The organism is Arenibacter hampyeongensis (assembly GCF_002909255.1).
Taxonomy (GTDB): Bacteria; Bacteroidota; Bacteroidia; order Flavobacteriales; family Flavobacteriaceae; genus Arenibacter; species Arenibacter hampyeongensis.
The window spans coordinates 1-26,612 of the sequence record NZ_PIOB01000017.1; the positions used below are offsets into that span (position 1 = coordinate 1).

A 26,612-nucleotide genomic window follows, 5' to 3' on the forward strand; every position below is an offset into this window, starting at 1 on the left:
GGGTGTTGGTAGCCGTCCAAAGAGCATTTCACCCAAGTGAAAGCGGTCTGGACGGTGCGGCCGTGGAAAGTGCGTAGATTTAAAGAAATTTAAAATCAGCCTAGCCTCTGCAACAGCTGGCTCCTCCTAACCAAGGTACACCGTACCTTGGTTATTCAGCCCTGGTCGTTTTTTGGGCGATGCAAAAAATGAACAGAACACAAACTCTGGGCAAGTCTATCCTATCTTTTTCTAATTCACACACAACTTTTAGGATTGATCCATTGTAATTCCGAAGTCATTTGTTATTACCCATTTTGAACAATACTAGGACTACACTATTTCATATAATTTTTTAAAGAAAACCCCTTATTTCCCCAACCAGCTGTCGAACCAATTAAACGCATCGGTTTGCATCTGAATATCAAACTTATGTCCACCATCATAGAATTTTCCGCTATACCTTTCAGGATGGCCCGCTTTTGAAAAGACCGTAGCCAGTATCCCATCCGCTTTTTTCATTTCGGGCAAAGTGTAGAGTTGGTCTTGGTTATTGCTCTGCACCATGGTAGGAAGCGGTACACGCAGCCCTAAAATTTCAGGGAAATCCAGATAATTCGCCAGGCCCGGCGCATAGGTCATCCAGGTGTGGGTGTAGGCCTTGTTCAGTAAAAAATCTTTCCAAGTGGTCATAAACCCTACGCAAACGGCACATTTTATCCGAGCATCCATTCCCCCCAAAAAAACAGTGCGGAGTCCACCGCCCGAGAGTCCGCAGCAACCAATACGATCAGGATCTACGTCCCTTCTAGCACTCAGAATATCCAAGGCAATACGGTCTTCGGCCAACACCATACCCGTGTATGAGGTGCCTGCGGACAAAAGGGACTTCGCCATAAGGTGTTCATGGTGGCCGGCCCATTCGTTATAGGCTTCTATGTTCCTGACATCCTCGGAGTTTTCATCAGTGCGCCCTTCCGCTTTCAACGGTCCCCATTCTATACCGGCCATATCTTCATAGAATACCCGCCTGCTGGCAAATGAAAAGGCGTCATGTACCAAAACGGCATAGCCCCTTTTGGCCATCTCGTTCGCCCATGCCCTACCCTCATAATCGCTTTTTTGGTGCGCTTCCATGAGCGGGTGCTGCGTATCGGAAGTCTTGGTAATCTTTCTCTTGCCAAAGTATTTTTTACCGGCATGGTCGTGCAGGCCCAAGATAGCGGGCAACTTCCCTGTACTGTTTTCTGGCTTTAAAAAAATAGCCTCCACAGGTCTACCGTAGGGCATTTTCCATGTAAGTTCCTCTATTTCAAGTCCGTCGTAGTTATATTTCCTTTTAATGGTGACTGCTATGGCATCTTTTATCAACGGCTCCGCCACCTGTTCTTCGGCCTTGGCATAGGCGCTAGGTTTCCAATCCTCAATTTTGGACCAATGATCGTTACGGAACGACAGCTTGGGCGGATCTTGCATTTGATCGGCCAACCAAGGGCCGTATTGGCCTATAAGACTTTTCGGGATATCTTGATTCATAGGGATAGGGTTTATGGTTTGTGCCATATTTTCAAAAGCGGCGGTCATTGTACTGGGCATAAACGGCAAGGCCGCCGTAGCCAAAGCGGTCTTGGATATAAAGGCCCTCCTGGAATCCTGGATTTCGGTCTCCGTGTTTTTGGATTTTTTCATTTTCTATAATAATTAGGGGACATTTAAAGTTACCAATTATTTTCAATTATTCCCTAATGTTGGTTTTGTGTTAAACAGCCGGCAATGGCCTATTCTTTGCATATACTGAAATTGATCCTTATTCTTTTTGGAATCCACCTTCTAATCGGACTGCTATTGTATGTGTTATAGAAAAAGGTTATCGCGAAATTGAATTTTGGAAATTCGATAATTTGCCCTTTTTAAGGTTTATGAAGAAGTTGATCTTTTAGTAAGAAAAGTAAAAAAATAGGGCATTGTTAAGTTAATCTCTGGATTTTAAGACAGTATTGGTAAAGTTCCACTATTAAACCTGTATACTGCATCTTAACAATTTAAACAATAATATATGAGTAAAACTTTTTTGAATACCAAGTTAAGAGGAATAACCAAAACAGTAGCTGAATTCTCCAAACAGGCCGGTCAGAGTAACAGGGAGTTCCGTGAATTTATTAAGGAACAAGTGGTGGAACATAGAAAAGAGGGAATGGACGTATTTAAGTCCCCGAGACCAGGAGATGACCAAAAGAAATAAAAATTTCCTATCCATAATGGAATTAGAATTACATAACAAAGAACTAAAAGGCTATTTAGGGAATCTAAATGGCCTTTTAGAAACTTATCCGAAAACGGATTATAAAACTGTAAAACATGATAATTAAAATAAATACCGATAAAACGCTTACCGGAGAACAAAGAAGTGCCGATTTTTTTACTTCTCAAATTGACGAAGCCCTAGAAAGGTTCGAATCCCATATTAGCAGAATAGAGGTACACCTGAAAGATGAAAATGGAAAAAAGGATGGGTTTAAAGACATCTCGTGTCTGTTGGAGGCCAGACTTGAAGGCAGACAACCCATTGCCGTCACAAACAAGGCAGATACTATTGATCTTGCTGTAACAGGTGCAATCGACAAAATAAAGAGTGCTCTAGAAACCATTGTTGGAAAAATCCAAAAACATTAACTGATAAACAATTGTCCGTTATTGAATACCCTTAAACTATATCCTCAAAGTCTGTTGTTGGGTCGGTCTTCTTACTTAGTGGAAATGGCACTTTAACCAGAAATAGATAGTCTAATATTCTTCATTTCACATGTTGGTGGACCGTTTGAAGCCCAACAGGGCTACTATTCTTATATTCAACCAGATAAGGGGTTTCTTTGACATGACCACGTTAAAATTTCCAAACAAACATTAAAAAAACACAATATTGAACATTTTTTTTTAATCTTTATCACAATAAAAGAAAATGAATATGACCTTAGATTACCCCTCGATATTGTTTTTTTTAGCCCTCAATAATCTATTTATCATTGCATTGTTCATCTATCAATATTTTTATCAACACAAACAATGGTGCTTATTGCTAGTGGCACTGGGTATTACCTTTCAAATGTTTGCCATTGTTCTGTATGCCAATAGGGAGATTTTACCTCCTTTATTTACTTTGCGAATAAATAATTTCCTTTTGATTGCCAGTTTTGCCTTGACATCCTTTGGACTTATTTCTTTTGACGGTAAAATCCGAAAGACTCCTATGCGGATTTACCTTGTTCTTGCCTTTCTATTTTATTCCGCCATTTTGGTAGTAGAGGAAAACTACACCCAATTAAGTGTTATACGGGTAATTTCCTGTTCATTTTTCTTTGGGATAGGTGCTTTTTATCTGTTTATCAATAAAAATAAATACAAGTTTTCGATCCTTTTAAGCGGTATACTTTTAATCTATTCCGTATTTCAGCTTATTCGCGCTTTTAGGATATACCAAATGGGGGATTCCTTTGTTTTCCTTAAGAATTCCACTTTTAACAATTGGTTTCTAGTCGTGTCTGTCCTTGTAATCAGTGCTATCAGCATAGGTTTTATTATGCTTCTAAAAGAAGTAGATCAAAAAACAATACTTAAAAAAAATATGATCATTGAACAGGATAAACGGAAGCTAGAAGCATTAAACCTAACCCAAAACAAGCTATTCTCCATTATTGCACACGATTTAAGAAGTCCGTTCATCAACATCTTGGGACTTTCCGACCTCCTCGTAGGAAATATAAAGGATTCCGACGATCCGGAATCTGAAAAATATACCGAATTAATAAATTCAACCGCCAAAAACACACTCAGTTTACTCGACAATTTATTGAATTGGGCAAAATCACAAACTGGAGAACTTGGTTTCAGCCCGGAAAAAATAAGACTATCAAAAGTTATTTTGGAAATATTGGAACTTAAAATGTCGCTCGCAAAAGCTAAAAACATTTCTTTGAATTATTCCCCAACGGAAGAAATTGAATTACATACCGACAAAAATATTTTGGGAACTATTTTACGGAATTTAATTTCGAATGCCATTAAATTTACTAACCTTGATGGGCATATAGAAGTTGTAGCGAAAGTGAATCAAAACCAAGTTGAAATTTCCATTTCCGACAATGGAGTTGGAATGGACAAGGAAACCATTCATAAAATCTTCGACTTATCCGCCAACTTAACATCCAGAGGCACTGCGAACGAAAATGGTTCAGGTTTAGGTTTGGTTCTTTGCAAGGAATTTGTGAAAAAACTGGATGGGCATCTTTGGGTGGAAAGTGAGGAAGGAAAAGGGAGTAATTTCAAATTTATGCTGCCTTTAACGGTTTCAAAACAAAAAATGGTAAAAGTTGCTTAACAGGGTATTCCGTAAAAGACAATGAATTCAGTTGATTAAACTAATGTTCCAGTTTTTTAAGCCCGTAATCTTCATTTTGGGGTGCAGTATTGTTGGCTTCCTTCCATTAATTTTACAAGAAGAATAAATGCACTTACCAATACGGGCAACTAGAAAAATTGCTTGGCTTTTTTGGTACAAAAAAAAATAATGCTGGCTGAATACTTAAAAAGGGAATAGACTTTACATAATCTACTAGGTTACAAGTAAATAAACCAGTATTAAAGCATACAACATAATTAAAAAATTGCTAATTTAGGTATGCAACTACCAATTACCATATACGCTCGTTGGCAACATTTAAGCGTGATGGAAATATAGGAAATCCCAAACCCCGTGCTTACAGAAAAGTGACCAGACATTCACTTAAAATTCTAACCCATGTTAGATCAAATAACAATTCAAGAATTTTCGAAAACCTTAAGTCAACCTTTGATTATGCCTATTGATCCAGGGTATGACGAAGATCGTTCTGTCTGGAATGGAATGGTTGACAAAAGACCGGCAATGATAGCAAAATGCCTAAATATAGATGATATAAAAAACTGCATTAATTTTGCCCGTAGTCAGGATATATTGGTGTCCATTAAAGGTGGGGGACATAATGTTGCAGGAAGGGCAGTTTGCAATGGCGGGCTAATGATCAATCTTTCGCAAATGAATGCTGTCCATGTTGATCAGGTTAAAAGAACAGTAAAAGTGGAATCGGGAGCAACAATTGGTGACCTAGATAAGGAAACTCAAAAATATGGATTGGCAACTCCCGTTGGCATTGTTTCAAAAACCGGAATAGCAGGTCTTACCTTGGGAGGAGGCTTTGGTTATTTGGCGCGTAAGCATGGTCTTACGGTCGACAATTTACTATCCGTTGAGCTTGTAACGGCTAAAGGTGATTTGATCTCTGCAAGCGAAACTGAAAATTCAGATCTGTTTTGGGCACTTCGAGGCGGTGGTGGAAATTTTGGAGTGGTTGCCTCTTTTGAGTTCAAATTGCATGAAGTAGGTCCGGAAATCATGACGGCACAGGTATTTTATCCCATTCAAGATGTTAAACATGTCCTTAAGTTTTATAGGGAGTTTACTTCAAATGCGGCAGATGAACTTGCGGGTTATGCTTTAGTTGTAAGAGTTCCACCCACAGACCCGTTTCCAGAAGAACATCGAGGAAAAACAGCAATCGCCCTCGTGGTAAGCTATGCAGGTAGTTTGGATGATGGAAAAATAGCCTTAGAGCCACTTGAAAACTTTGGAAATCCAATTCTTCGTATTTTAATGCCCATGTCATATATAGCACTACAGACAAGTTTTGACCAGGGTGCGCCTAAGGGAATGAGATATTACTGGAAGGCACATTACATAGATCATCTTTCTGACGAAGCAATAGATGTTTTTGTTAATAACACTAAAGACATTCCAGGGCCACTTTCTGTTATAGGATTTGAACCGTTTGGGGGTGCAATCAATCGGGTAGCAGAAAGTGCCACGGCATTCCCTCAAAGAAGTGCCTCCTATATTTTAGGGATATGGTCCGGTTGGATTGAGCCTCAGGATGACGAAATAAACCTGAATTGGACACGTGAATTTTACAATAAAATGACACCTTTTGCATCTGGTGGTGTATACAGTAATTACCTTGATAATGATGATGGCGATAAGATAAAGGCTTCATTTGGTTCAAATTTTTCGCGGTTACAGAATATTAAAAATAAATATGACCCTGATAACTTCTTTAGAAATAATCAAAATATAACGCCAAAAACCTGATTTATAAGAGTGCCAAAATATGAATAATGACGACTTAATCCATGGATTTAATAAATTAGTGGAATACGTCGCCAAAAAAAGAGTTGCTGCCAATGTCTTAAATAAAAATTGGCCGGTCCTTTGTTCCTTCAACCCAGCTAGTTACGATTAATCATTTACCCTTTTTGATTACCATTGAACACTGTCTTCAAAACCCTTAGTTGGTTCCGTCTTCTTCCATTGTAAGAATAAAATGACCGAATCCTGAGCGGAGTCAAAGGGTTGGAAAGCAAAGAAACCGAAGGTTCATGAATTCCTTGAAATAACAAGTAGACATCAATGAACTAAATCGAAGATTCACGAAAACCGATAAAAAACAATAAAAACCACTTGAGTAAAATGAACAAACGAGGTATCCATTAACCTCCTGGGTCGGTTTCATTATCTATAAACTACTTAATCCTTCTTATTGGGGTAACCATAAGTCAGGTTTCGGTAATATTTACCAATTATAGCAGCTTTTTATTCCATAAATTGATGTTTTTAATACAGACCTAATTTCACATATGACCACACCCAACCACTTTTTAAGAAAGCTGTTTGTTTCCGGAATAATGATAGCCATATCCGTTTCCGGGCTTTCCCAATCGAGCACAGCAATGGATGACAATTTCCTTTTTGCCAAACAACATCAGAACGATTTAACACTGAGCGTATATATCACAGCGCATTCTGTTGAGCGCTTGCTTTCGACCCCTGAAGGAAGAAGGGAGGCCACTTCGCTCATGATGGCCAATGGCATCACCAAAGTATATTTGGAGGTGTACCGTGGCGGTTTGGTTGTTTCGCCGGAGCTGTTGTCCCAGACCACCAAATATTTTACCCAAAACGGATTTGAAGTTGTAGGCGGAATTGCCACGGTACCTGGAGGTGATATAGGGGTAAAACAAGAGGGCGAATTAGGTTGGTTCAATTGGCAGAATCCAAAGACCCAAGAGGACATGAAGAAAGTGATGTTGGACGCAGCCCCTATTTTTGACACTTTTATTGTTGATGATTTTTTATGTACGGGAGATATCAGCTTGGAATCCAAGGCCGCCAAGGGAGACCGCAGTTGGTCCGAATACCGCAGACAATTGCTGACAGAATTGGCAACCACTATCTTCATAGATCCGGCGAAGTCCGTTAACCCTGATATACATATGATCATTAAATATCCACAGTGGTACGATCGTTTTCATATGTTCGGTTATGATGTGGAAAGCGGTCCAAAATTATTTGACGAGGTGTGGGTAGGAACGGAAACACGGGGACAATACACTCAGCGCTTTGGATTTGTGCAGCCTTATGAAGGTTTTGTGAACTATAGTTGGATCAAGTCCATGGCAGGAAAGAAGATCGGGGGAGCCTGGTTTGATCATGGCGATTGCGATGCTTTGGATTTTGTGGAGCAGGCGTATCAATCCGTACTTGCCGGGGCCAACGAATTGGTTATTTTTAATTATGGGAGTTTTGTAAATGGCCATGCAGGACACCATTTGTTGCGAATGGATTTTGAAAAATTGGCAAGGCTGGCCAAAGCCTTAAAGACCTCCCCAATTCATGGAATAGCCGGGTATAAACCCCCACACAGCGACGCAGGAGGAGATCTGTACATTATGGATTTTATTGGTATGTTTGGGATTCCCTTGATGCCAACGGCATACTATCCCGAAAATGCAGCAACCATTTTTCTACCCACACAAGCTGCCGCCGATCCCAACATTGTGGGGAAGGTAATGGCATCGCACAGGCAGGGAAAAAGAATCATTATGACGGCGGGATTTTTGGCAAACGTAGATGACAAAGGGAAACTGTCCAAATTGGCCGGTATCCTAAAGCCTGAGGTTGGGGTATTAAGTGCGGAGAAAATAATCCTGGATGATAGTGAAACCGCTTTGCAAAGGCCATTGGACTTGGAGGCCACATTGGAAGTCAAAAAAGCCCTGGCCATGCTGGAAGTTAAAACGGGCAACAACACCATTCCTTTCCTGACCAAAAGCAAAGATGGGCAGCTATATGTATTAAATTCCCATACATTTTCCGAGGCCGATTTTAAGGCTGTAGGGGAAGTTTTGCTCTGCCCTCGTCCACTGGGTCTGCTGGATTTGCCCACTTCCTGGGCCAATGTTCTTCGCAATGTTTTCAACGAACAATTACAGATAGAACTTAATGCTCCCACCAGAATCACCATGCAACCTATGGAAAATGGAGACCTCATTTTGCACAATTACAACACGGAAGACGTAGAAGTACAAATGAACGTATTGGCAGGCTCTGGACTATTGGATGCTTTTACTGGTCAAAAATTGGATACGACATCAGGTACATTGAAAATGAAACCGAGGTCGAGGCTTTGGCTTAAGAATACCCCTTAGCCCATGAGAGTTTACCCCTTACTTCCCTTCCTCCTTTTAATTGGATTTAATACCGGACAACCCTCCATTAACAGGGTTACAGGAGCTAAACAAAAAGGTGGCTAGGGTGAGTATTGCTCATGTATCAAATGGATTTTTATAGAAAAACGAGCCTCCTTTTAAAGGCTTTTACATGCCGACTTATTTTAATTAAATCAGTTGTGGTTTTAATCATTTATCGACCCAATCCAGAACTCGTTTCTGAATGCCACTGCTGATATAATTAAACCTCTAAAACACAAAAAAGTCCTGAATAAATCAGGACTCTTTAAATTATATGAAAACAATGATCTAGTTTTTCTGATATATTTTCACATCAACTTGTTGGGTGTCTTTGTTATAATATTCTACAACAAAATCCCCATTAGTATTGAAATGACCAATACCAGAATGTGTTTCTCCTTCTACAATATAATAGTCCTCATTACTGGAGGCCCACGATTTTGCACTTTCTACAGATGTAGAATTGTCTGGGTTATAATTTATCCCAAAACCCTGGTCATTGGGAGAAAAAGCATAATTACCGCCATCGGAAATATAATACGTCTCTTTGGTTAAAAACTTATAGCCTGTATTGTCATCATTATCAACATAAACCTCTTTTTCTACTTTTGTCTCTGAATTTACGCGATCTTGATTGCTTTTATCCAACGTAATATCGGATGTTTCCTTAGTAACTACTTTAACACTCTTTGCTGATATTTTATTACCATGGTTTGTTTTAACAGTTGTTACTTCTGTCTCTTGTTTTACTTCCTTAGGATTTTCCTGTGCCAATAGCGTTCCGGAAATTAGAAGCACTGTAATAAATGATAAATTTTTCATTTGTTTGTTTTTTAATTTTTTAGTGTTGCCGTTTTTCAGATGCCAACATACAAAGGTGAGAATATTACCTAGCTCCCATGTTATATAATTATGACCAAGTGTTGTATAATTCCACTATATTTTACTGAACTATAGTTGTTTGGAGAAGGAAAAATTGGATGAACTCCAAATGTGAAACCGATTTATTGATTTAATAATTAAGTGAAAACCATCCATCAATTATCCTATCTTTGCCCAGCTAAACAAAAAGATGGCCTCTACCCTACTTTCATCACCCTTACAAGGTTTTACAGATTTCAGGTTCCGCAATGCCTTCAATCGTTATTTTGGGGGTATCGATACTTTTTATTCGCCCTACATTAGACTGAATGGAAAGCTAAAAATTAAGCAGTCCTATCAAAACGATATATTACCGGAAAACAACACCTCTTTAGAGGTGATTCCGCAAATAATTACCAGTGATCCAGAGGAGTTTGTTTTTGTTGCCAAATACGTGCAAAGTTTGGGCTACAAAGAATTGAATTGGAATTTAGGGTGCCCCTACCCTATGGTTGCCAAATCTGGAATGGGCTCTGGTTTAATTTGCAATACCAATAGAATTAACGAGGTCTTGCACAGAGCACACAACGAAACAGATATTTTGGTGTCTATGAAAATGAGAATGGGGTACGAAAATCCGGAAGAAATTCTGGACGCCTTTGGTATTTTGGATCAATACCCGCTTAAAAACATTGCCATTCACGCCCGAATTGGAAAGCAGCTCTACAAAGGACCAGTAGATTTGGAGGCATTCGAAAAATGTATTGGCAGCACCAAACACAAGTTGTACTATAACGGGGACATTACGAGTGTATTCGCATTTAAGGCCATGGAAAAACGGTTTCCCAATATTGATCATTTTATGATCGGCCGTGGTTTGATCGCCGATCCTTTTTTACCCAGTATGATCAAAAATAATACAACGGAATATCCCGCAGACCGATGGTCCATTTTTTCGGAATTTCATGACACCATTTACCAGCAATACGATGAGTACCTGTCCGGGCCAACTCCTATAAAAATGAAAATGCTAGGATTTTGGGAGTTCTTTTCCCAATCTACATCCAACCCACAGAAAACCTACAAAGCCATAAAAAAGGCTTCAAATCCCGTAAAATATAGACTAGCTGTGGATGAGATTATAAATTCGGAAATGAAAGTGAAAAGCACTTTTTAAAGGTTTTGTGACTGGATTTGACAATCGCTTTGATTCCAATTCCAGTTTTATTACCCGAAAACCCCAAATTTATACGCAAAATGCAATTTAGGCAGTCCCTTTGGGCATATGTGAAAAAATGGGCACAGACCCCGTCAGGCCCAGGGAAGATTATGAAAGCAAATAGTAGTGTAGACAGGAAATTATAATAATAGCTATATTTAACTGCCAATCAGAAGGGACAACATTTAAGTAAAATAGTAGCCTTGTCTTTTTAAACCGTTGTGCTTCATTTGAAAAATACTAGCGATATGAGTCAGAAAGCAGCATTAATAATTATGTTTTTTATACTTGGAATTGTGTTGGTATTCCACCTTCTAATTTTCACAGAACAAATTCCTTATGATAAGGTTTGGGCGGGAAAACTCAATTCGGTTGAGGAAATGAAATCATTTGAAACATTTTCAATTCTGTTCAATGTCTTTATGCTGTGTGTCCTGATCATTAAGTACAAACTGTTACAGAGAGGAAAAAGAAATAAGATTATTGATATTCTTATTTGGATATTTGCCGCCTTTTTCGCGCTAAATACCCTTGGCAATCTATTTGCACAAAGTATTATTGAATTGATTCTTGGAACTTTGGTAACGATGATTTCGGCTATTCTGTGTTTTATAATAGTTAAAAAAGAAAAAACAAAGGCACAACAAGGTGTCCTATGAGTATTGCTAGAATATCGTGGTAATTATTGCGAGTTTCAGAGTTAAAGTTTTAGGCATTTATTTGAACTACTTTTATTTACCTCCGCCCGTTTATAGGGGTAATGCAGTAAAAAACAGTATAAACCTTTAAAATATTCCAGTACAACTAAACAAAATAGTCTCTTTGTTATTGTCCTTTATTCAGTCAAAATTCTCTTAATCCGTGGTTATTTAATCAACTTTTCACGGGCTGTTCAATTATGGTATTGACCGGTTGATTGGCCTCTACCCCAAAAAGTGGTGTGCCCACGAAATCAGGATCGATCGTTATAGAGGATTCACTTTTTAAATAGAACAATGACCCCTCAAATTTGGGATATTTTTCCCTGAGAGCGTCATACTCTGGATTAACGCATTCCTTTCCCCATATCCCCAACATAAACTTCAAACCGGATTCGTTTTCAGCATATTGCCCTTTATCATCCGTTTCAACGATCCATTGATCCAATACGGAGCGGTATTTTGTCAATACTTCTGAATATTCCGAATTCTCGGCCAAATCGTACAATTCAAAAGGGTCGGCTTTTAAATCGTATAATTCTTCCGAAGGGCGTTCATCTGACATGAATCGATCTTGTACCTCATTTAGCTTTCCTTCCGCATGCAATTGCTTCATCACCTTTACGAACTCCACCTTGTCAAAATCCATATAAGTAGGCTGGGAATAAGGCCTATCCGTCATGAAATTCCGGATATATTTATACTCCTTTGATCGTACAGACCTAATGCGGTCTATGGTGAAATCGCAGCGGTCCCTGGTTGAAATTACATATTCCCTTGGTGCAATGGAATCATTGAAAATGTTCCGGCCTTCCATATATTCAGGTACCGGAATACCGGCCAAAGCCAATGAACTGGTTCCAAGGTCCAGGCCTCCGACGAGATCATTATTAACACTGCCCGGTTTAAGTTTTTTATTGCCGTCCCTAAAATCTGCAATAATCAAAGGTACATGAAGGCCGCCATCATAAAGAAATTGTTTGTTCCTGGTCAAGCGCATCCCGTGATCGGAGAAGAAGAAAACAACAGTGTTTTTAAGCAGATCGTTTTCTTTTAATTTATCCATAATTTCACCTACTTTTTCATCTGTGATCTGAATTGCATCCAAGTGGTTGGCATACTCTTCTACAATTGCAGAGTGATCGGGGAGATAGGGAGGCAGTTGAATTTTAAATCGATCTACAGGGGAAGTGACATTTTCCTTAAACTTGGAATTGAAAATTTCCTTTCCTCCGTACATCTGTATTTGTCCAAAAAATGGTTCCTTTCCCGATAGCGTTGCTAGATCCAATCGTACTCCGCCTTTGCCATACAAAGGATGATAGGTATAATCTTGATCATAAAGTTCCCTTCTGTCATAAATAAAATTATAGTCATCCTTGCCATTGTTAAATGTAAAGTATCCTTCCTCCTTAAAAAGCTCGGGAATGGTCTTCAAATCCGCCGGTAAATATATTGCCGATTCCAAAGTTCTTGAGCTATGATGGTTTTGGGCTCCAAAAGTGGTCGCCATGGTACCTGTAATGATACTTGAGCGACTGGCCGAACAGACCGGGGCGGGCATATAAACATTGGTGTATAGAACACCCTTCATAGCAAGGCTGTCAATATTGGGAGTAGCAACAAGCGTCTCGCCATAACTCCCCATAAGTGGAGCAGTATCCTCTAAATATATCCAAAGGATATTGGGCTTAATGGTATTCTGATCCCCGTCCTTTTTTTGAACACTATTATCCTTACAGGAAATGAGTAATACGGCTGAAAAAGAAATTAGAAAGATGAATTTTTTCATTCTATAACTTAGGTTTTAAGATTTTACCCTTTTTAATTGGTATTGAATCAAAATTGTTTTTTATCTGTTTTCAAAGTGCCGAAAATTGTACAAGAAACGAAGCAGTTTCCTCAAAAAATGATATTCCCTGATTATCCTTGCTTCACCTCAATTACCTACCTCACCTTTATTCCTTTATAAACTAAATAAAATTCTAGAAGAGTGATGGATAATTTTTAATTAACATCAATTTCTCGCTGTGGAGATCTGGCCCGTATTTAAAGATAGCATTTTTATCCAGTCTAGTTATATAATCTCATCCCCAGAATTGAGGTATTGGTATATAATTTGCTTTTTTCTATCATCGGTCGGATCCAAGGAATTATAGAAAAAATTGTAGATCCTATTATTGGTGTCAGGAATGGATTGGTCCTACAGTTTAACATCATCACTGTTGACCAATGACTTGTAGTTACTCTCTGGATAAGAGTGGAACATATTGGCATTGGTGGTAGTCTCAATTAACGATGTTGCCTGAAATGAATAAATTCTTTCATTTTCATAGCCCGCAGTCGACATCTTAAAGAAAATCCGATAAGGATTGCTCCCGGTCATACTTTAAGTACGAGTATTTCTAAGAAGACTGTTGAAAGCCAAATGCAAATAGAATTAAAAAAAATAAGGGGGGAATTTAAAAATGAAAAGCAGTTTTCTATGGTAATTTTTAATAAGGTTTATATGTTAACCACAAGCGTTTTGGATTTGCATTGAATTGAGCTCTTAATGGGATTTCAGTTAAGAACTCAGCTCCTTGATGCAATAAATACCAATGAAATAAATACTATTAATCTCGTTTTATTGGCATTTTTCATAGCTTATCCATCTTACCTTCTTTACAATCCCAATAGATATCCCAAAACTGCCTCCTTAAGTTCTGTTTCAGCTGTAGATGTAAAGGGAGAAACTGTTTCTACTTCATAACCTCCGTGTTGCCAAGCCGACGTTGTGGGCAAATACCCGAGCCAGCCGTTGGTGTACCCAAAATAAAATGTAAAAGGAAAAGGGGAACGATCGCGAATTTCGTTCGATATCTCATTGAACAATTCCAAGGGAGCACTCCATATGGCCACATCGTCATTTATGTTTAAGAAACGAATTGGAAGTCGTACAATATTTAATCCATCATCAGTAGTCCGTGTGTAGTTCCCGAGGTCCGATGGCCATCCAAGATTTGGTTTCCGAGGGGTTTCGACCACCATTGCGCCGGAATTTAATTTTACCTTATTGGTCGTGGATAAAATCCTTCGGTTCGCCTCAATAATTTTGTCACCCAAGAGCACTCTGAATTGTCCTAAATGGCCAGAACCCGGAGTTGGGTAAGTACTATAAATGGGGGCCAGATTACCAGCGGCACCATTTATAAAGAGAACCGGTGCCCCAATTTTTTGCTCAACATACTCCGAGACAATTCCCGGGGCATCGCCACTAATTTTCAAGTTACCATGCCCCAAAACCGTTCCATGAATTGCATAATTAGAGATCAAAGCCAACGGGCTTCCATCTTCCCTATCAATTCGCATTAGGCCAATACGCCTATCTACAGCTCCATCCGGATTCATTCCAAGGGATGCCTTGCCATCAATATCCAAAGCCCTACGGTTAATGTTGGCCTGTGAGAAGCCCCAGCCCACTCCTAAACGTGCTGGTTCCAGGTTTTTCCTGGCTTCTAGGATTCCATCTATTAATTTCTTTTCCACCATGGCAGTATAAGCGGGGTCGATTTCGTGTTGAATTCGTTCACCCATATAGGTGCCATAGATACCTGGCACTCCCACTTCAGGTGCCGAATGGGTATGGGTAACCGTCCACCATACATCAATTGGGTTTATTCCATGCTGTTTCTGGAGCCTATCTGCAACTTTATCATATTCCGATGGGGAAAACAAACAAATATCTGTCGATACGATAAAGAATTGTTTTGTACCGTCATCCATGGCAACAATCCGATGAAAAATACTATCGTGAACACTCTCCGATTTTCGTTCCCCATAGCCAAGAAGATACTGGCTATCCGATGGGGTAATACTTTTTTTGACTACGGCCGCTCTAAATTCATGACCAGTTGTAGCCTTCTGCGCACCAACATTGGTTTCCTTTGGGACCAATCTTATTTCCTTCAAATCCAACAGCGCACCTTCTTTAAACTTAGAGTCTGGCTTAAAAACCATCAGCTGCCGACCAGCCGAAAGTTGGACACTTCCTATTTTTTTACTTTTAAAGGTCTCCCATGAACCGGATTTTGTTACTTTATTTTTCAAAGCCTTGTCTCCGGCCATAAAAACAAAAGGCTTACCGGCTTCAATATCCGAAACGGACCATTCCAAAAACACCTCGTATTCTCCACTTTTGATTACCAAAACGTTCCATTCTACCCTATCCTTTGCTGTAAACCAACCGAAAGCTTTCCATTCTGGCATATACTTGATCTCCGGACCTATTGCCTTACCTTTTTCCGCATTTAACCTTAACGAGCCATTGGATTCCGGCCGCACTAACAATTCATCTTGCACGAAGGAATTTCCAGCCATAGACTGGAATGAAATCAACAGAAAAAAAATAGTGATTAGGTAGCTAATACTACATATTCTTGAATGTCCACTAAAGAACTTTTTTGGATTTGGTTGTGCAAGTGATAATTTGATTTTTAGTGAAGCCATAATTATATCATTTGAATTGAAATTGTTCTACCTGCTTTATTTTTAACCGATAATACTATTATTTAACATCCCGGATATAGGCCAACAGATCTGCCATTTCCTGTAGATCAATACTATTCTCGAGTCCAACTGGCATAGCTGACATGCCTAGTGGAATTAGTGACTTAATATCCGCACGGGAAATAGTTGTTTCCTGTCCCCCTATTTGGTGCAGGCTGATTGCAGTGGGAGTTTCCGCCGAAACAACTCCCTGAATTGATTCACCATTATTAAGCATAACGGTCCACAGATCAAAACCATCGGCGATAGATTGTGCAGGATTTATAATGTCGTTTAGAATGGAAGCAGGTCGCCGATTTCTTATGGTGGCCAGATCAGGACCGAAATCTCTTCCAGCTTCGCCCCCGATTTGATGGCAGGAAGAACAGTTTTGAAGGAATACTTGCTTACCCTCTAATGCATTCCCCTTTAGGTCCAAGGCACTTTTATAACGTTCTATTATCTCTTGGCGTTGATGATCATCATTTTCAGCAAACATGGTACGGGCACGATCTTTAAGTGCTTGATCCTGCTGGGTCATAAGTTGAATTTTATGACCCTGATCTATGTTCGTTTTCTGAATCTGTCCTGCATCAATAGCATCCAGGAGTAATTTAACCCTAATCGGATCCTTTAAAAAAGTCTGAATAGCGGCCTTTCTTACTTCCGGAGACAATATTTTCCATTGCTCCAATAGATATTCGCTAATAATCTGTCCGGGTTCAGAACTAAGGGTACGCAATGCCGCCAATTGAACCGGCAATGCCTCACCAGGTGTAATTAGTCCTTTAAGCAATGGGGTATGTCTTTCAGGATTGTCAAGAGCCAAGAAATATACCGCTCCAGCCCTTTGTTCTATAGATTGGTGTTTGTTACCTATTGTTTTTTCGGCACGATCTAAGGCAGTTGTTGTTATAGGACTATCAGGAAGACCTACTTCTCTCAACATTTGTAAAGATCCCTCCTGTACGGATTTTGAGGGATGTTCAAAAAAAGCTCGAATTAGTGAATTTTGAATTCCCTGAAAATCTGAAAAAACCAATTTCTTGCTTTTCATACCCTCCGCCAAACCTTTCAGGACTGAAGCCTGCCACTCAGCTACCTCTTCTGTATCCTTCTTCGTTGCTCTTTGCACTTGCCGTTGGATTTCCTTAAGATGTCCAGACCTGCCTATCATAGCGCTCAATCTATGGATTATTGAAGCATATGCAGAAACATCCCCCTCGGAGTGATCGATTACGGCATCCAACAAGGCACTATGCTGAACGGAAGTAGCCGAAAGTGCCGCAATTTGAAACCACTCATCCTTTATATCTTTAAACAGAATGTCTTGCCGTGCCTGTGAAACGGATGGTGTATCTACAAATCCTAATGTCAGTAACAATTGATACCTTACCTTAATATCCGTATCCTCCTTTAGTGACAACAAGGCATCTGTAAGATCGGGAGCATCATAAAGGTGCAACTCAGCCAATCTGATGGCATTTTCCCTTATACCCGAAACTGGGTCCTTTAGTGCGTGCTTTATGGCTTCTGTGGATAGCTGTCCCAATCCCTCCAGGGTCCATAGGGCGTGTAGCCGACCCAATGGAGCGTCAATGTTTTTTGCCATTTCCGTTAATAAAGGTATCGCCTCTTTCTCGTTCCTATCCAGTAATATACGTTGGGCATTTCTACGCCACCAAATATTATTGTTGGCCAAAGCCTCTACAAGTTGCCCAATAGATGCTCCTGCCAGGTTCAACCTTTTGGATAAATCTGCAGGTTTTGATTCAATTGGAGTAATGCGATAAATTCGACCCTTGTCCGTGCCTTCATAAAGTTGGCCCGATTCTACAACTTCTTTTGCCATCCACTCAGGATGTTCAATGAATTTCCGGTAATAGTCGAGTACATAAAGTGCTCCGTCCGGTCCGGTATATATATTGACGGGACGAAACCATGAATCGGTAGATGCCAAAAATTCCTTTTGATTATAAACACGGGAGGCTTTAAAGCTGACCCCATCATCCTTTATATAATCTGCATGTACAAGATTATTTACAGGCTCTGCTACGAAACCAACCTTATCAAAATCTTCTGTAAAAGCGCCCCCTTGATACATTTCAAGGCCTGCTGCAGAGGTAAAAACTCCTACGGTAGTCAGTAATTGATGTTGTGGGTCTTTCGTAATCGGAAACACATCTGCCGGTTGCCCATGGTCTGAAAGGTTTCGAGTAACTCTTGTTACAAGAAGATTAGGGTTTCGTTGGAGATATCGATCGGCTATAAGTTCTTGGTAAATGTGATTGGAATTGTTAAGTAGGAAGTGATTGCCCCATGAATCAAATGTTTGGCCAAATTGAGAGGCGGCAGAGGTCATTTCCAGTTCATGGCTATCAGGTCGAAAACGGACATTTCTGCCATTGGCATTTTTTGGTAAACGTGGCCCCTGAGGTTGTAAAGGATTAAAAATAGCTTCTCCTTCATCACCGAACTCCTTCTTGTAGGCTTGGGTAGCCACCGAAGATTCATGGGCCAGATAGATCCAATTATCCAGGCCATACAAAGGATTATTGAGGTTGTGTTGTGGATTTGACAACGCAAACCCGGTTAGTATGGTTTCCCTAATATCGGATTTACCATCACCATCCGAATCTTCCATATAAATTACATCGGGAGCATCCGTGACTATGACACCCTTTTTCCAACGCATGATTCCTGTGGGAAGCGTTAGTCCATCTGCAAAAACAATACTAGTATCAATTTGTCCATCTCCATTGCTATCCCTTAACAATTTAATTTTTCCGGTGCCACTTTCATCAAGTGGATATCCGTGCATTTCTACTACATATATTTCTCCATTTTCATCTATCATCATGTCTACAGGATCTGATATCAATGGTTCGGAAGCAAGCAGTTCTATCTGGAATGGTGGCGCAATCTTCAAGGTAGAAAGAGCGTTTACGGCTGATTCACTAAATGGCAAGTGAGGTTCATTCCGACAGCTTACGGAAATAAATAGTAAAGAACATAGCAAAAAAAGAAGACAACATTTAAGGGGAGAGTGGTAATTCTTTTTCATTCTTTATATTCAGTTTTAACCAAAGGTTATAAATTCATACTTTCTATCACTACTATATATTGCCCGTTAATAATGACTTTTTAGCTTTAAAAGTATTACTCTTATTACTGTGTAAATATCAACCATCGATTCGTAGCCCTTATTTCATTTTAATTTTTCACTGCTCTAAATAAACATTCTTTCAATCTACTTAATAGTTCTTGTAGCTGATTATTCGTCCGCTTAAATCGATTAGAACCCTTCCTCCGATCGCCCTTCAAGGTAACCTAGTACGGCCTTCTTAAGGTCATTCTCCGCAGAAGGTGTAAAGGGAGAAACTGTTTCCACCTCATACCCCCCTTGTTCCCAAGAAGCAGCAGTTGGCAAATAGCCGAGCCAACCGTTGGTGTACCCAAAATAAAAAGTAAAAGGGAAAGGGGAACGATGGCGAATCTCGTTCGATATTTCATTAAACAACTCTAAGGGAGCACTCCATATTACCACATCATCGTTGATATTTAAGAAACGTATTGGAAGTTGTACTATCTTTTTCCCATCATCATTGGTTCTTGTATAGCTTCCGAGTTCCGTAGGCCAGCCTAGACCCGGTTTTCTCGGGGTTTCAACAACAGTTGCCCCGGAATTTAATTTCACCTCATTGGTCGTGGATAAAATCCTACTGTTAGCCTCTATGATCTTATCTCCAAGTAGCACTCGGAACTCCTTCAAGTGCCCCTGAATTGGATTAGGATATACACTGTAGATAGGAGCTATATCCCCTGCGGCTCCATTGATAAATAGAACGGGGGCTCCAATTTTCTGCTCAACATAATCCGCGACAATTCCTGGTGCATCACCACTGATTTCCAAGTTCTCCCCTCCCAAAACGGTACCGTGAATGGCGTAATTAGAAATCAGAGCTAAAGTGCTATTGTCTTCCCTATCAATTCGTAACAGCCCAATACGTCGGTCAACCGCTCCATCAGGGTTCATGCCAAGGGAAGCCTTGCCATCCACATCCAAAGCTCGGCGGTTAATATTGGCCCTTGAAAAACCCCAGCCCACACCTAAGCGTGCAGGTTCAAGATTCTTGAGCGCTTCTAAAATACCATTGATCAGCTTTTCCTCCGATTCGGCTGTATATTCGGGATTAGCTTCATGTTGGTAGCGGTCACCCATAAAAATTGCAGGAAGACCGGGTGACCCCAGTTCCGGGGCAGAGTGCGTATGGGTAACTGTCCACCAGAAATTAACCGGATCAATTCCACATATATCTTGAAGTTTGGCTGCGACACGATCATACTCGGCAGGCGAAAGAACGCATATATCCGATGATACCAGAACAAACTTATTGGCACCATCGTCCAAAGCGACAATACGATGGTAAATACTATCGTTGACTCCCATCGATTTTCGAGCTCCATAACCCAATAACCATTGGGGACTTTTGGGAGTAATGTTTATTTTCTCTACAGACGCCCGAAACAAAGTAGAAAGTGATTTTCCTTTAATAGGAACAGAAGTATTGGACTGTTGAGTAAAACCCATCTTAACAGCAAACAAAAGAAAACAAACAACAAAAAGATTTTTCAATATCATGTGGGATTTAATATTAGTCATATACCTAATAAATTGTATTTTAAAAATAATCATATTTTTTGGGTATTATTATTCAGATTACTTAGATAGCCATTTCTTCGACAACTTCTGTAAAACCAAAAAGGTTTTCATAGCCCTTCATAGCCCTTTTGATTCAATTAGAACCAAAGTTGTTTCAGGCAACAATAATCAAATTTTGTTCAGAAGTTACTGTATTCAATAATAATCACCTAAAGTTTAGATGTTTTCCGATTGCACCAAGTTTGGTCAGCACTTAATAAATGAATATTGTGCCAATACTGTTGTCTAATAGAATCAAAAAAACTGCAATTAATAGGTCTCTATTAGATTTTAGTTATTACCTTTTATAAATTTTCGACCAATCAACCATGGGATTATAGTAATTCGATCCTAAAATTTATATCTCAATGAAAAAGCAACAAAAATCGGTATCGCGACGAAGATTCTTGGATTCGATTACTACAGCGGCACTCGCTGTACCCTTTTTGGGAACTTCAGCCATAAGTTTGGCATCACCCAAGGACAAACTAAAACATGCCTGTATAGGTGTCGGTGGAATGGGGTGGCACGACCTCCAAAATTTCAAGCAACATCCTGACGTTCAGATTGTAGCACTATGTGATGTGGACGCCAAAAACCTGCAAAAGGCAGCGGAACTTTTTCCAGATGCCAGAACATATTCCGATTGGCGCAAACTTCTTAAAAAAGAGCACGACAATATTGATTCGGTCAATGTCACGGTACCGGACCATAATCATTTCGCCATTGCCTATCAGGCGATTCAAAATGGAAAACATGTCTATTGTCAAAAACCTTTGTGTCATGATGTGGTTGAAGTTCGCAAACTTACCGAAGCTTCAATAAAGGCTGGGGTAATGACCCAACTTGGCACCCACCATGCCTCGGGCAAAGGCGATCGTTCGGCGGTTCAAATAATAAAGGATGGTGTTATAGGCAAAATAAAGCACGCCTACCTCTGCTCCAACCGTCCTGCAGCCATTGAGACCTATAGGCTGCCAGGCCCGCGCCCACCTCAAGGGCAGGATGTGCCTTCCCATTTAAATTGGGACCTTTGGACGGGGACTGCTCCGATGCGCCCCTATGCCCCCAAAATCTACCATCCGGCCATATGGCGAGCGTGGCAAGATTTTGGAACAGGTTGGTCAGGAGATATAGGTTGCCATATTTTTGATGCCGTTTGGAAAGGCCTTGGTTTAAAAGCACCTATGTCGGTCGTGGCCAAGGTTCAGGAGTCCTGGAAGACTTCTTCGCAAAGAAACGTTGATACATGGCCGCAGGGCGATCATATCACTTGGATGTTCCCTGGCAACGAGTTTACAGAATCGGATGTGCTACCTTTGGAATGGTTTGACGGGGAGTTTTACCCGCCTTGGGAAATACAAGCCTTGTTTCATGGGAAACCATATCCAGCAGAATCGGCCATCCTCATTGGAACCGAAGGAGCCCTGCTCATACCACATGGCGATATGCCCGTTCTATTGCCAGAAAATAAATATACGGATTACGAAATGCCAAAATTGGATGACCGTAATCACTACCACCATTTTGTGGATGCCTGTTTGGGCGGTGAGAAAACAGAATCACATTTCGCTCAATCTGGCCCCATGACCGAAGCCATCCTATTGGGCACGGTTGCCATACGTATACCGGACAAGGTCCTGGAATGGGACGCGGCCAATATGTTATTTCCTAAGCATCCAGAGGCCAATAAATATCTTCAGCGTGAGTATCGCAAAGGCTGGAGTGTAGCAGGGTTTTAATGGGTCTGACAAATGGATGGTTTTAAAAAGAAATAAAAAAATTTAAATATGAAAAAACTAACCATCATTCTTTTTCTACTTTTAACATTTGGGTTTCAAATCAATGCACAAACATTTGATGTCAGCTTTAAACAAGATGTACTAAAAGAAAGTTTTTCAGGAAACATACTTTTGTATTTATCAAAAGAAAACAAATACCCGAAAGATGTATTTGTGGGTCTGGAATTAATTCCTGTTTATAGAATAGAGGTAAACAATTTAAAAGCAAATCAAGTGGCCACATTTAATGATAAGGCTATTTCCTATCCTGTAGAACTTTCAAATATCGAAAGATGCTCCTATTACGCACAAGTGGTGTTTGATCGAAACATGGGTGATTTCAATATAGGCACAAGTGAGGGAAACCTATATTCAGACCCACTTAGGGTAAGCTTAACAAAGAACTTCGATGAGGTATTTAGATTAGAGGCCGAAAAAATTGTTCCCCCAATTCCATTTAAAGAAACAGAGTTTTTAAAAGAATTAAGTGTAAAATCAAAATTATTAAGTGATTTCCATAAGAAGGATATTTTTGTAAAAGCCGCTGTAGTATTGCCTGAAGGATATTATGAAAATCCCGATCATAAATATCCCGTAATCTATTCCATTTTTGGATTTGGTGCCAATTATAAATTACATGCTGGTTTGGGCAAATATAAATTTACAAATCTAGGAGATCAACCTGCTATTGTTGTCTATTTGGATGGGAACTGTCCTGAAGGGCACTCGACCTATGCCAATAGTGATATAAATGGTCCTTGGGGCGATGCACTTGTAGAGGAGTTTATTCCAGCACTTAATAAAAAGTACCAAAGCAATAGTGCCAACTTTTTATTTGGCCATAGCAGTGGTGGTTGGTCCAGTTTATGGTTACAAATAAATTATCCCAAGGTATTTTCCGGTACATGGTCAAGTTCTCCAGACCAGGTAGATTTTCGAAATTACCAGAATAAAAACATATACGAAACTAAAAATATGTTTTATGATAATAAAGGTAATTTATTGGCAGATGTCACTATAGCAGGTAGATTTCCAATAGTTAGCGCCAAAGATTTTTATAGGACGGAGAACGTCATATATAGAGGCTCCCAGATGCATTCATTTGATGCAGTTTTTGGAGGTTATGATGAAAACGGAACTAGGATTAGATTGGTCAACCTTCCCGATGGAGAGGTAAATCAAGCTGCACTTCCTCTATGGAAAAGATACGACCTATCTATTAAATTAAGGGAAAATTGGGATTCTTTAAAGGATGACCTTGATGACAGGATAAGAATTTCTGTAGGTACGAGTGATAATTTCTATTTAAATCAATCCGTTGCATTATTGGAAGGCGAAATGAAAAAACGAAATGCCGGAATTGAGTTTCAATATTATCCAGGCGATCATTTTACTGTATTTACCGAAGAGTATCATAAGGAGGGACTTGCTTTTTTGGAGAAATGCTATAATAGATGGTTGAAGGAAAAGAAATAAACGAGCTGATCAGTATAAAAATAATTGCTAGTTTAGATTTTCAAAATGTCGTTGCCAATATGCTAAATCTGATTTTCCTTTGTAAGATCCCAACACTCAAATCGGCAACTATTCAAATGCATAAACATATCCAAGTTCAAGCGTTCAAAATGAAATATTCCCTATTAATATTTTTCTTCTTTTCCTTATTATTTGCAGCACAGGGTCAGACCGAAAGCCCACTGGAAAATGTAGTGATCACTATCAAGAAGAAAAAAACCCATGTTTCTACAAATGAAAAGGGGGAATTGCATGTAAATGTATCCACCAAAGATGCCCTCAAGTTCAAAAACAACGGTTTAGTGCGCTATAGTGATCTTGGAGCCAGTGGAGATGGCAATACCGATGATATAGATGCCATAGCCGCAGCCCATGCATTTGCCAATCTGCATGGCCTTAAGGTGAAAGCAGACGAGGGGGCCACATACTACATTGGAGGAAAGGAGCGCACCGCAATCATACGAACGGATACCGATTTCGGCACAGCAGAGTTCCTCATCGACGATACCGAGGTCCAAAACCGCAGTGCTTCTATTTTCATGGTCGGTTCCAGCCAACAACCCTTTAAACTTGAAGGCATTTCTTCCCTTCGGAAGAACCAGGAAAAAATCAACGTCTCCTTGCCAACATCCTGTCTGATTACGGTTACCAATGCTCATCAAAAGCATTATATCCGATATGGACTGAATCAAGATAATGGATCTCAGCAAACAGATATTTTTGTCGTTGATAAAGACGGTAATGTGGATCAGGAAGCTCCCATTATCTGGGACTTCGACCAGGTTACGGATGTGACTGCCTTACCCATGGACCAGACAACACTTAATATCAACGGTGGGCGTTTTACCACCATTGCCAATAAAGCTGAATCCAAGTACACTTATTATAGCCGTAACATCGCAATCAGGCGTTCCAATGTAATATTGGATGGGCTGGAACACCGTATCATAGGTGAGGGAGACCATGGTGCCCCATATAGCGGCTTCATCACCACACGTGACTGCGCCTACATAACGGTGCAGAATTGCATCCTTACCGGACACAAAACCTATAGCACCATAGGTTCGGCGGGAAAGCCGGTCTCCATGGGAACTTATGATATTTCGATTAGCCGTACACTAAATGTATCATTTGTGAACTGTAGTCAGACCAATGATATCAACGACAAAACATTTTGGGGAATACAGAGTTCCAACTATTCCAAAAATCTCGTCTATGACAATTGTACGTTTTCCCGGTTTGATGCCCACAAGGGGGTTGTAAATACTACTATCCGTAACTCTACCCTAGGACACATGGGTATCAATGCCATTGGTAGCGGAACCCTAACTGTTGAGAATTCCACCATCCGAGGAAATAACCTAATTAATCTGCGATCTGATTATGGTAGTACCTGGCAGGGAGAAATCGTAATACGAAACTGTATTTTCGTCCCAGAAGGTGGCAAGCCAACCAGTGCCAGCTTGATTGGCGGTTCCAATTCCGGGCAGCACGATTTTGGCTACACCTGTTATATGCCTGAACAAATTACCATTGAAAATCTTCATATAGATGATTCCAATCATCCGGAAGATTATGTAGGTCCTGCCATTTTTGAAGATTTCAATGAGGAAATGACCGACGATTCCTATAAAGAGAAGTTTCCCTATGTCATAACCAATGAGATCGTTCTTAGGAATGTTACCACCGCTAGTGGTAAAGATTTAATAATAAGTAGTAATCCATTCATGTTCAAAGATGTCAAAGTCTCCATTTATTAACCTGCACCCATAAAGAGCCCGATTACTTGGAAGTTGATATATTTAAATAGATATGGCGGACAATTTCCGTTGGAAATGCCCGCCACCAATCATAAATTAAACCTTCCAAAATAAATAAAAATAGAAGGAGATTTTTCGGAATTACATTCCTGATTTAACTGCTGCAGTAGTCGTGCTCATATCCCGGATACAAATATATTTACCATCCCTTTTCTGAAAATAGGACATATAATTTCCATTTTCCACCTGCTTGCCGGAAGGATCAAAATTGGTCCAGGATCCTATCTCAACCGCTGAAGCCCCTTCCACGAATAGATCGACAATTTTATAAACGCTGTAATTCCCAGTTGTATCCTTTGCAATATTATTTGCAATATATTCCCTTATTGCCGCCTTACCCACAATAGGCTGTCTATTTCGGCTATAGCTGATGGCGTCGTCACTGTAATAGGCAACAACGGCATCGGCATCCTTGGCTTTTTCACCTGCCGAATACGCGTCTTCCATAGCTTGAATTTCGCTCGTTATTTTCTCCATATCAACTGTTTCCTTTTTTTCGGCAGGTGCGCAGGCAACAAAGGTCAAAGCCATACCTACTAAAAATCCGAATAATCCAATTTTTTGTTTCATAATTATCATGTTTTGGTTTGTTATTGAAAGTACAACTTAAGCATGATAATAACTAGATTAATCTGACCTATATACCTGAATTAAATGGAATAAGGCTGAAAACACCCTGTATCCGTCAATTTAAGGTGGACTCTGTTCACAAATGGCCCAATTTGTTGGAATTTTAGTGCATAATCTTGATTCCAAGTCCGAAAAGGAAATGATATTAATGAAGAAGTTGCAATGAAGATTTAATTTATTACCAAAAATTATCACCTTTTTATTACCTTGATGTCGCTATAGGAATCAATCAAGCATTTTTCTGAAATTTATACCAACACAGAC

The 26,612-nt window shown here is 39.8% G+C and carries 18 protein-coding genes; 10 read left to right on the top strand and 8 right to left on the bottom strand.

Features of this window, described 5'->3' with window-relative positions; translation table 11 throughout:
• Nucleotides 1–348 precede the first annotated feature (348 nt).
• The gene (locus tag CWD91_RS21780) at nucleotides 349–1,668 is read right to left on the bottom strand and encodes a dienelactone hydrolase family protein (protein WP_192877707.1); all 1,320 of its coding nucleotides are present in this window, start codon (nucleotides 1,666–1,668) and stop codon (nucleotides 349–351) included.
• Between the two features lie 367 nt (nucleotides 1,669–2,035).
• Here CWD91_RS21780 and CWD91_RS21785 point away from each other — a divergent pair, with 367 nt between their 5' ends.
• The 5 genes from CWD91_RS21785 to CWD91_RS21805 all read left to right on the top strand — a co-directional run bounded on the left by CWD91_RS21785 (nucleotide 2,036) and on the right by CWD91_RS21805 (nucleotide 8,553).
• Entirely contained in the window at nucleotides 2,036–2,221 is a 186-nt protein-coding gene (locus CWD91_RS21785) for a hypothetical protein (RefSeq protein WP_103443096.1), read from the top strand.
• Nucleotides 2,222–2,337: 116 nt separating this feature from the next.
• Entirely contained in the window at nucleotides 2,338–2,652 is a 315-nt protein-coding gene (locus tag CWD91_RS21790) for an HPF/RaiA family ribosome-associated protein (protein ID WP_103443097.1), read from the top strand.
• A 292-nt stretch (nucleotides 2,653–2,944) separates the two neighbouring features.
• Complete coding sequence (locus CWD91_RS21795; RefSeq protein WP_192877708.1) at nucleotides 2,945–4,354, top strand: sensor histidine kinase; 1,410 nt, start codon at nucleotides 2,945–2,947, stop codon at nucleotides 4,352–4,354.
• A gap of 420 nt (nucleotides 4,355–4,774) precedes the next feature.
• On the top strand, nucleotides 4,775–6,157 hold the full coding sequence (locus CWD91_RS21800) for an FAD-binding oxidoreductase (protein WP_103443099.1): 1,383 nt from the start codon (nucleotides 4,775–4,777) through the stop codon (nucleotides 6,155–6,157).
• A gap of 545 nt (nucleotides 6,158–6,702) precedes the next feature.
• Complete coding sequence (locus tag CWD91_RS21805; protein ID WP_103443100.1) at nucleotides 6,703–8,553, top strand: hypothetical protein; 1,851 nt, start codon at nucleotides 6,703–6,705, stop codon at nucleotides 8,551–8,553.
• A 330-nt stretch (nucleotides 8,554–8,883) separates the two neighbouring features.
• Here the strand turns inward: CWD91_RS21805 and CWD91_RS21810 are convergent, their stop codons facing one another.
• On the bottom strand, nucleotides 8,884–9,417 hold the full coding sequence (locus CWD91_RS21810) for a DOMON domain-containing protein (protein WP_103443101.1): 534 nt from the start codon (nucleotides 9,415–9,417) through the stop codon (nucleotides 8,884–8,886).
• Between the two features lie 250 nt (nucleotides 9,418–9,667).
• Between CWD91_RS21810 and CWD91_RS21815 the strand changes: the two genes are divergently transcribed.
• Together CWD91_RS21815 and CWD91_RS21820 are read left to right on the top strand one after the other, a co-directional pair.
• On the top strand, nucleotides 9,668–10,633 hold the full coding sequence (locus CWD91_RS21815) for a tRNA dihydrouridine synthase (RefSeq protein WP_103443102.1): 966 nt from the start codon (nucleotides 9,668–9,670) through the stop codon (nucleotides 10,631–10,633).
• Nucleotides 10,634–10,923: 290 nt separating this feature from the next.
• Complete coding sequence (locus tag CWD91_RS21820; RefSeq protein WP_103443103.1) at nucleotides 10,924–11,334, top strand: hypothetical protein; 411 nt, start codon at nucleotides 10,924–10,926, stop codon at nucleotides 11,332–11,334.
• Nucleotides 11,335–11,548: 214 nt separating this feature from the next.
• On the opposite strand, the gene CWD91_RS21825 is transcribed toward CWD91_RS21820, so the two are convergent.
• The 5 genes from CWD91_RS21825 to CWD91_RS21840 all read right to left on the bottom strand — a co-directional run bounded on the left by CWD91_RS21825 (nucleotide 11,549) and on the right by CWD91_RS21840 (nucleotide 20,542).
• Nucleotides 11,549–13,165: a sulfatase family protein gene (locus CWD91_RS21825; RefSeq protein ID WP_103443104.1), complete on the bottom strand. Its 1,617-nt coding sequence runs from the start codon at nucleotides 13,163–13,165 to the stop codon at nucleotides 11,549–11,551.
• A 411-nt stretch (nucleotides 13,166–13,576) separates the two neighbouring features.
• Nucleotides 13,577–13,759 carry a hypothetical protein gene (locus CWD91_RS22740; protein ID WP_157943868.1) on the bottom strand — a complete coding sequence of 61 codons (183 nt, stop codon included), beginning with the start codon at nucleotides 13,757–13,759 and terminating at the stop codon, nucleotides 13,577–13,579.
• 278 nt (nucleotides 13,760–14,037) lie between these two features.
• Nucleotides 14,038–15,861 (bottom strand): neutral/alkaline non-lysosomal ceramidase N-terminal domain-containing protein, encoded by a 1,824-nt coding sequence (locus CWD91_RS21830; RefSeq protein WP_205164682.1) that lies wholly within the window; start codon nucleotides 15,859–15,861, stop codon nucleotides 14,038–14,040.
• Nucleotides 15,862–15,919: 58 nt separating this feature from the next.
• Nucleotides 15,920–18,964: a PVC-type heme-binding CxxCH protein gene (locus CWD91_RS21835; protein ID WP_103443105.1), complete on the bottom strand. Its 3,045-nt coding sequence runs from the start codon at nucleotides 18,962–18,964 to the stop codon at nucleotides 15,920–15,922.
• A gap of 231 nt (nucleotides 18,965–19,195) precedes the next feature.
• On the bottom strand, nucleotides 19,196–20,542 hold the full coding sequence (locus CWD91_RS21840; protein ID WP_103443106.1) for a neutral/alkaline non-lysosomal ceramidase N-terminal domain-containing protein: 1,347 nt from the start codon (nucleotides 20,540–20,542) through the stop codon (nucleotides 19,196–19,198).
• A gap of 428 nt (nucleotides 20,543–20,970) precedes the next feature.
• Between CWD91_RS21840 and CWD91_RS21845 the strand changes: the two genes are divergently transcribed.
• From CWD91_RS21845 to CWD91_RS21855, 3 genes are all read left to right on the top strand, one after another.
• On the top strand, nucleotides 20,971–22,344 hold the full coding sequence (locus tag CWD91_RS21845; protein ID WP_103443107.1) for a Gfo/Idh/MocA family protein: 1,374 nt from the start codon (nucleotides 20,971–20,973) through the stop codon (nucleotides 22,342–22,344).
• 48 nt (nucleotides 22,345–22,392) lie between these two features.
• On the top strand, nucleotides 22,393–23,859 hold the full coding sequence (locus CWD91_RS21850; RefSeq protein WP_103443108.1) for an alpha/beta hydrolase-fold protein: 1,467 nt from the start codon (nucleotides 22,393–22,395) through the stop codon (nucleotides 23,857–23,859).
• Between the two features lie 149 nt (nucleotides 23,860–24,008).
• Entirely contained in the window at nucleotides 24,009–25,658 is a 1,650-nt protein-coding gene (locus CWD91_RS21855) for a hypothetical protein (RefSeq protein ID WP_103443122.1), read from the top strand.
• A gap of 141 nt (nucleotides 25,659–25,799) precedes the next feature.
• Here CWD91_RS21855 and CWD91_RS21860 read toward each other — a convergent pair whose 3' ends face one another.
• A complete protein-coding gene (locus tag CWD91_RS21860; protein ID WP_157943869.1) occupies nucleotides 25,800–26,288 on the bottom strand; it encodes a YybH family protein in 489 nt (162 codons plus the stop codon).
• Nucleotides 26,289–26,612 lie beyond the last annotated feature (324 nt).

What these genes read in the sequence shown, in the direction of transcription:
- CWD91_RS21855 (WP_103443122.1), top strand. Translation starts at nt 24,009, where the DNA reads ATGAAATATTCCCTATTAATATTTTTCTTCTTTTCCTTATTATTTGCA.
- CWD91_RS21805 (WP_103443100.1), top strand. Translation starts at nt 6,703, where the DNA reads ATGACCACACCCAACCACTTTTTAAGAAAGCTGTTTGTTTCCGGAATA.
- CWD91_RS21820 (WP_103443103.1), top strand. Translation starts at nt 10,924, where the DNA reads ATGAGTCAGAAAGCAGCATTAATAATTATGTTTTTTATACTTGGAATT.
- CWD91_RS21785 (WP_103443096.1), top strand. Translation starts at nt 2,036, where the DNA reads ATGAGTAAAACTTTTTTGAATACCAAGTTAAGAGGAATAACCAAAACA.
- CWD91_RS21815 (WP_103443102.1), top strand. Translation starts at nt 9,668, where the DNA reads ATGGCCTCTACCCTACTTTCATCACCCTTACAAGGTTTTACAGATTTC.
- CWD91_RS21780 (WP_192877707.1), bottom strand. Translation starts at nt 1,668, where the DNA reads ATGAAAAAATCCAAAAACACGGAGACCGAAATCCAGGATTCCAGGAGG.
- CWD91_RS21830 (WP_205164682.1), bottom strand. Translation starts at nt 15,861, where the DNA reads ATGGCTTCACTAAAAATCAAATTATCACTTGCACAACCAAATCCAAAA.
- CWD91_RS21835 (WP_103443105.1), bottom strand. Translation starts at nt 18,964, where the DNA reads ATGAAAAAGAATTACCACTCTCCCCTTAAATGTTGTCTTCTTTTTTTG.
- CWD91_RS21840 (WP_103443106.1), bottom strand. Translation starts at nt 20,542, where the DNA reads ATGATATTGAAAAATCTTTTTGTTGTTTGTTTTCTTTTGTTTGCTGTT.
- CWD91_RS21790 (WP_103443097.1), top strand. Translation starts at nt 2,338, where the DNA reads ATGATAATTAAAATAAATACCGATAAAACGCTTACCGGAGAACAAAGA.
- CWD91_RS21800 (WP_103443099.1), top strand. Translation starts at nt 4,775, where the DNA reads ATGTTAGATCAAATAACAATTCAAGAATTTTCGAAAACCTTAAGTCAA.
- CWD91_RS21825 (WP_103443104.1), bottom strand. Translation starts at nt 13,165, where the DNA reads ATGAAAAAATTCATCTTTCTAATTTCTTTTTCAGCCGTATTACTCATT.
- CWD91_RS21810 (WP_103443101.1), bottom strand. Translation starts at nt 9,417, where the DNA reads ATGAAAAATTTATCATTTATTACAGTGCTTCTAATTTCCGGAACGCTA.
- CWD91_RS21860 (WP_157943869.1), bottom strand. Translation starts at nt 26,288, where the DNA reads ATGAAACAAAAAATTGGATTATTCGGATTTTTAGTAGGTATGGCTTTG.
- CWD91_RS21850 (WP_103443108.1), top strand. Translation starts at nt 22,393, where the DNA reads ATGAAAAAACTAACCATCATTCTTTTTCTACTTTTAACATTTGGGTTT.
- CWD91_RS21845 (WP_103443107.1), top strand. Translation starts at nt 20,971, where the DNA reads ATGAAAAAGCAACAAAAATCGGTATCGCGACGAAGATTCTTGGATTCG.
- CWD91_RS21795 (WP_192877708.1), top strand. Translation starts at nt 2,945, where the DNA reads ATGACCTTAGATTACCCCTCGATATTGTTTTTTTTAGCCCTCAATAAT.
- CWD91_RS22740 (WP_157943868.1), bottom strand. Translation starts at nt 13,759, where the DNA reads ATGACCGGGAGCAATCCTTATCGGATTTTCTTTAAGATGTCGACTGCG.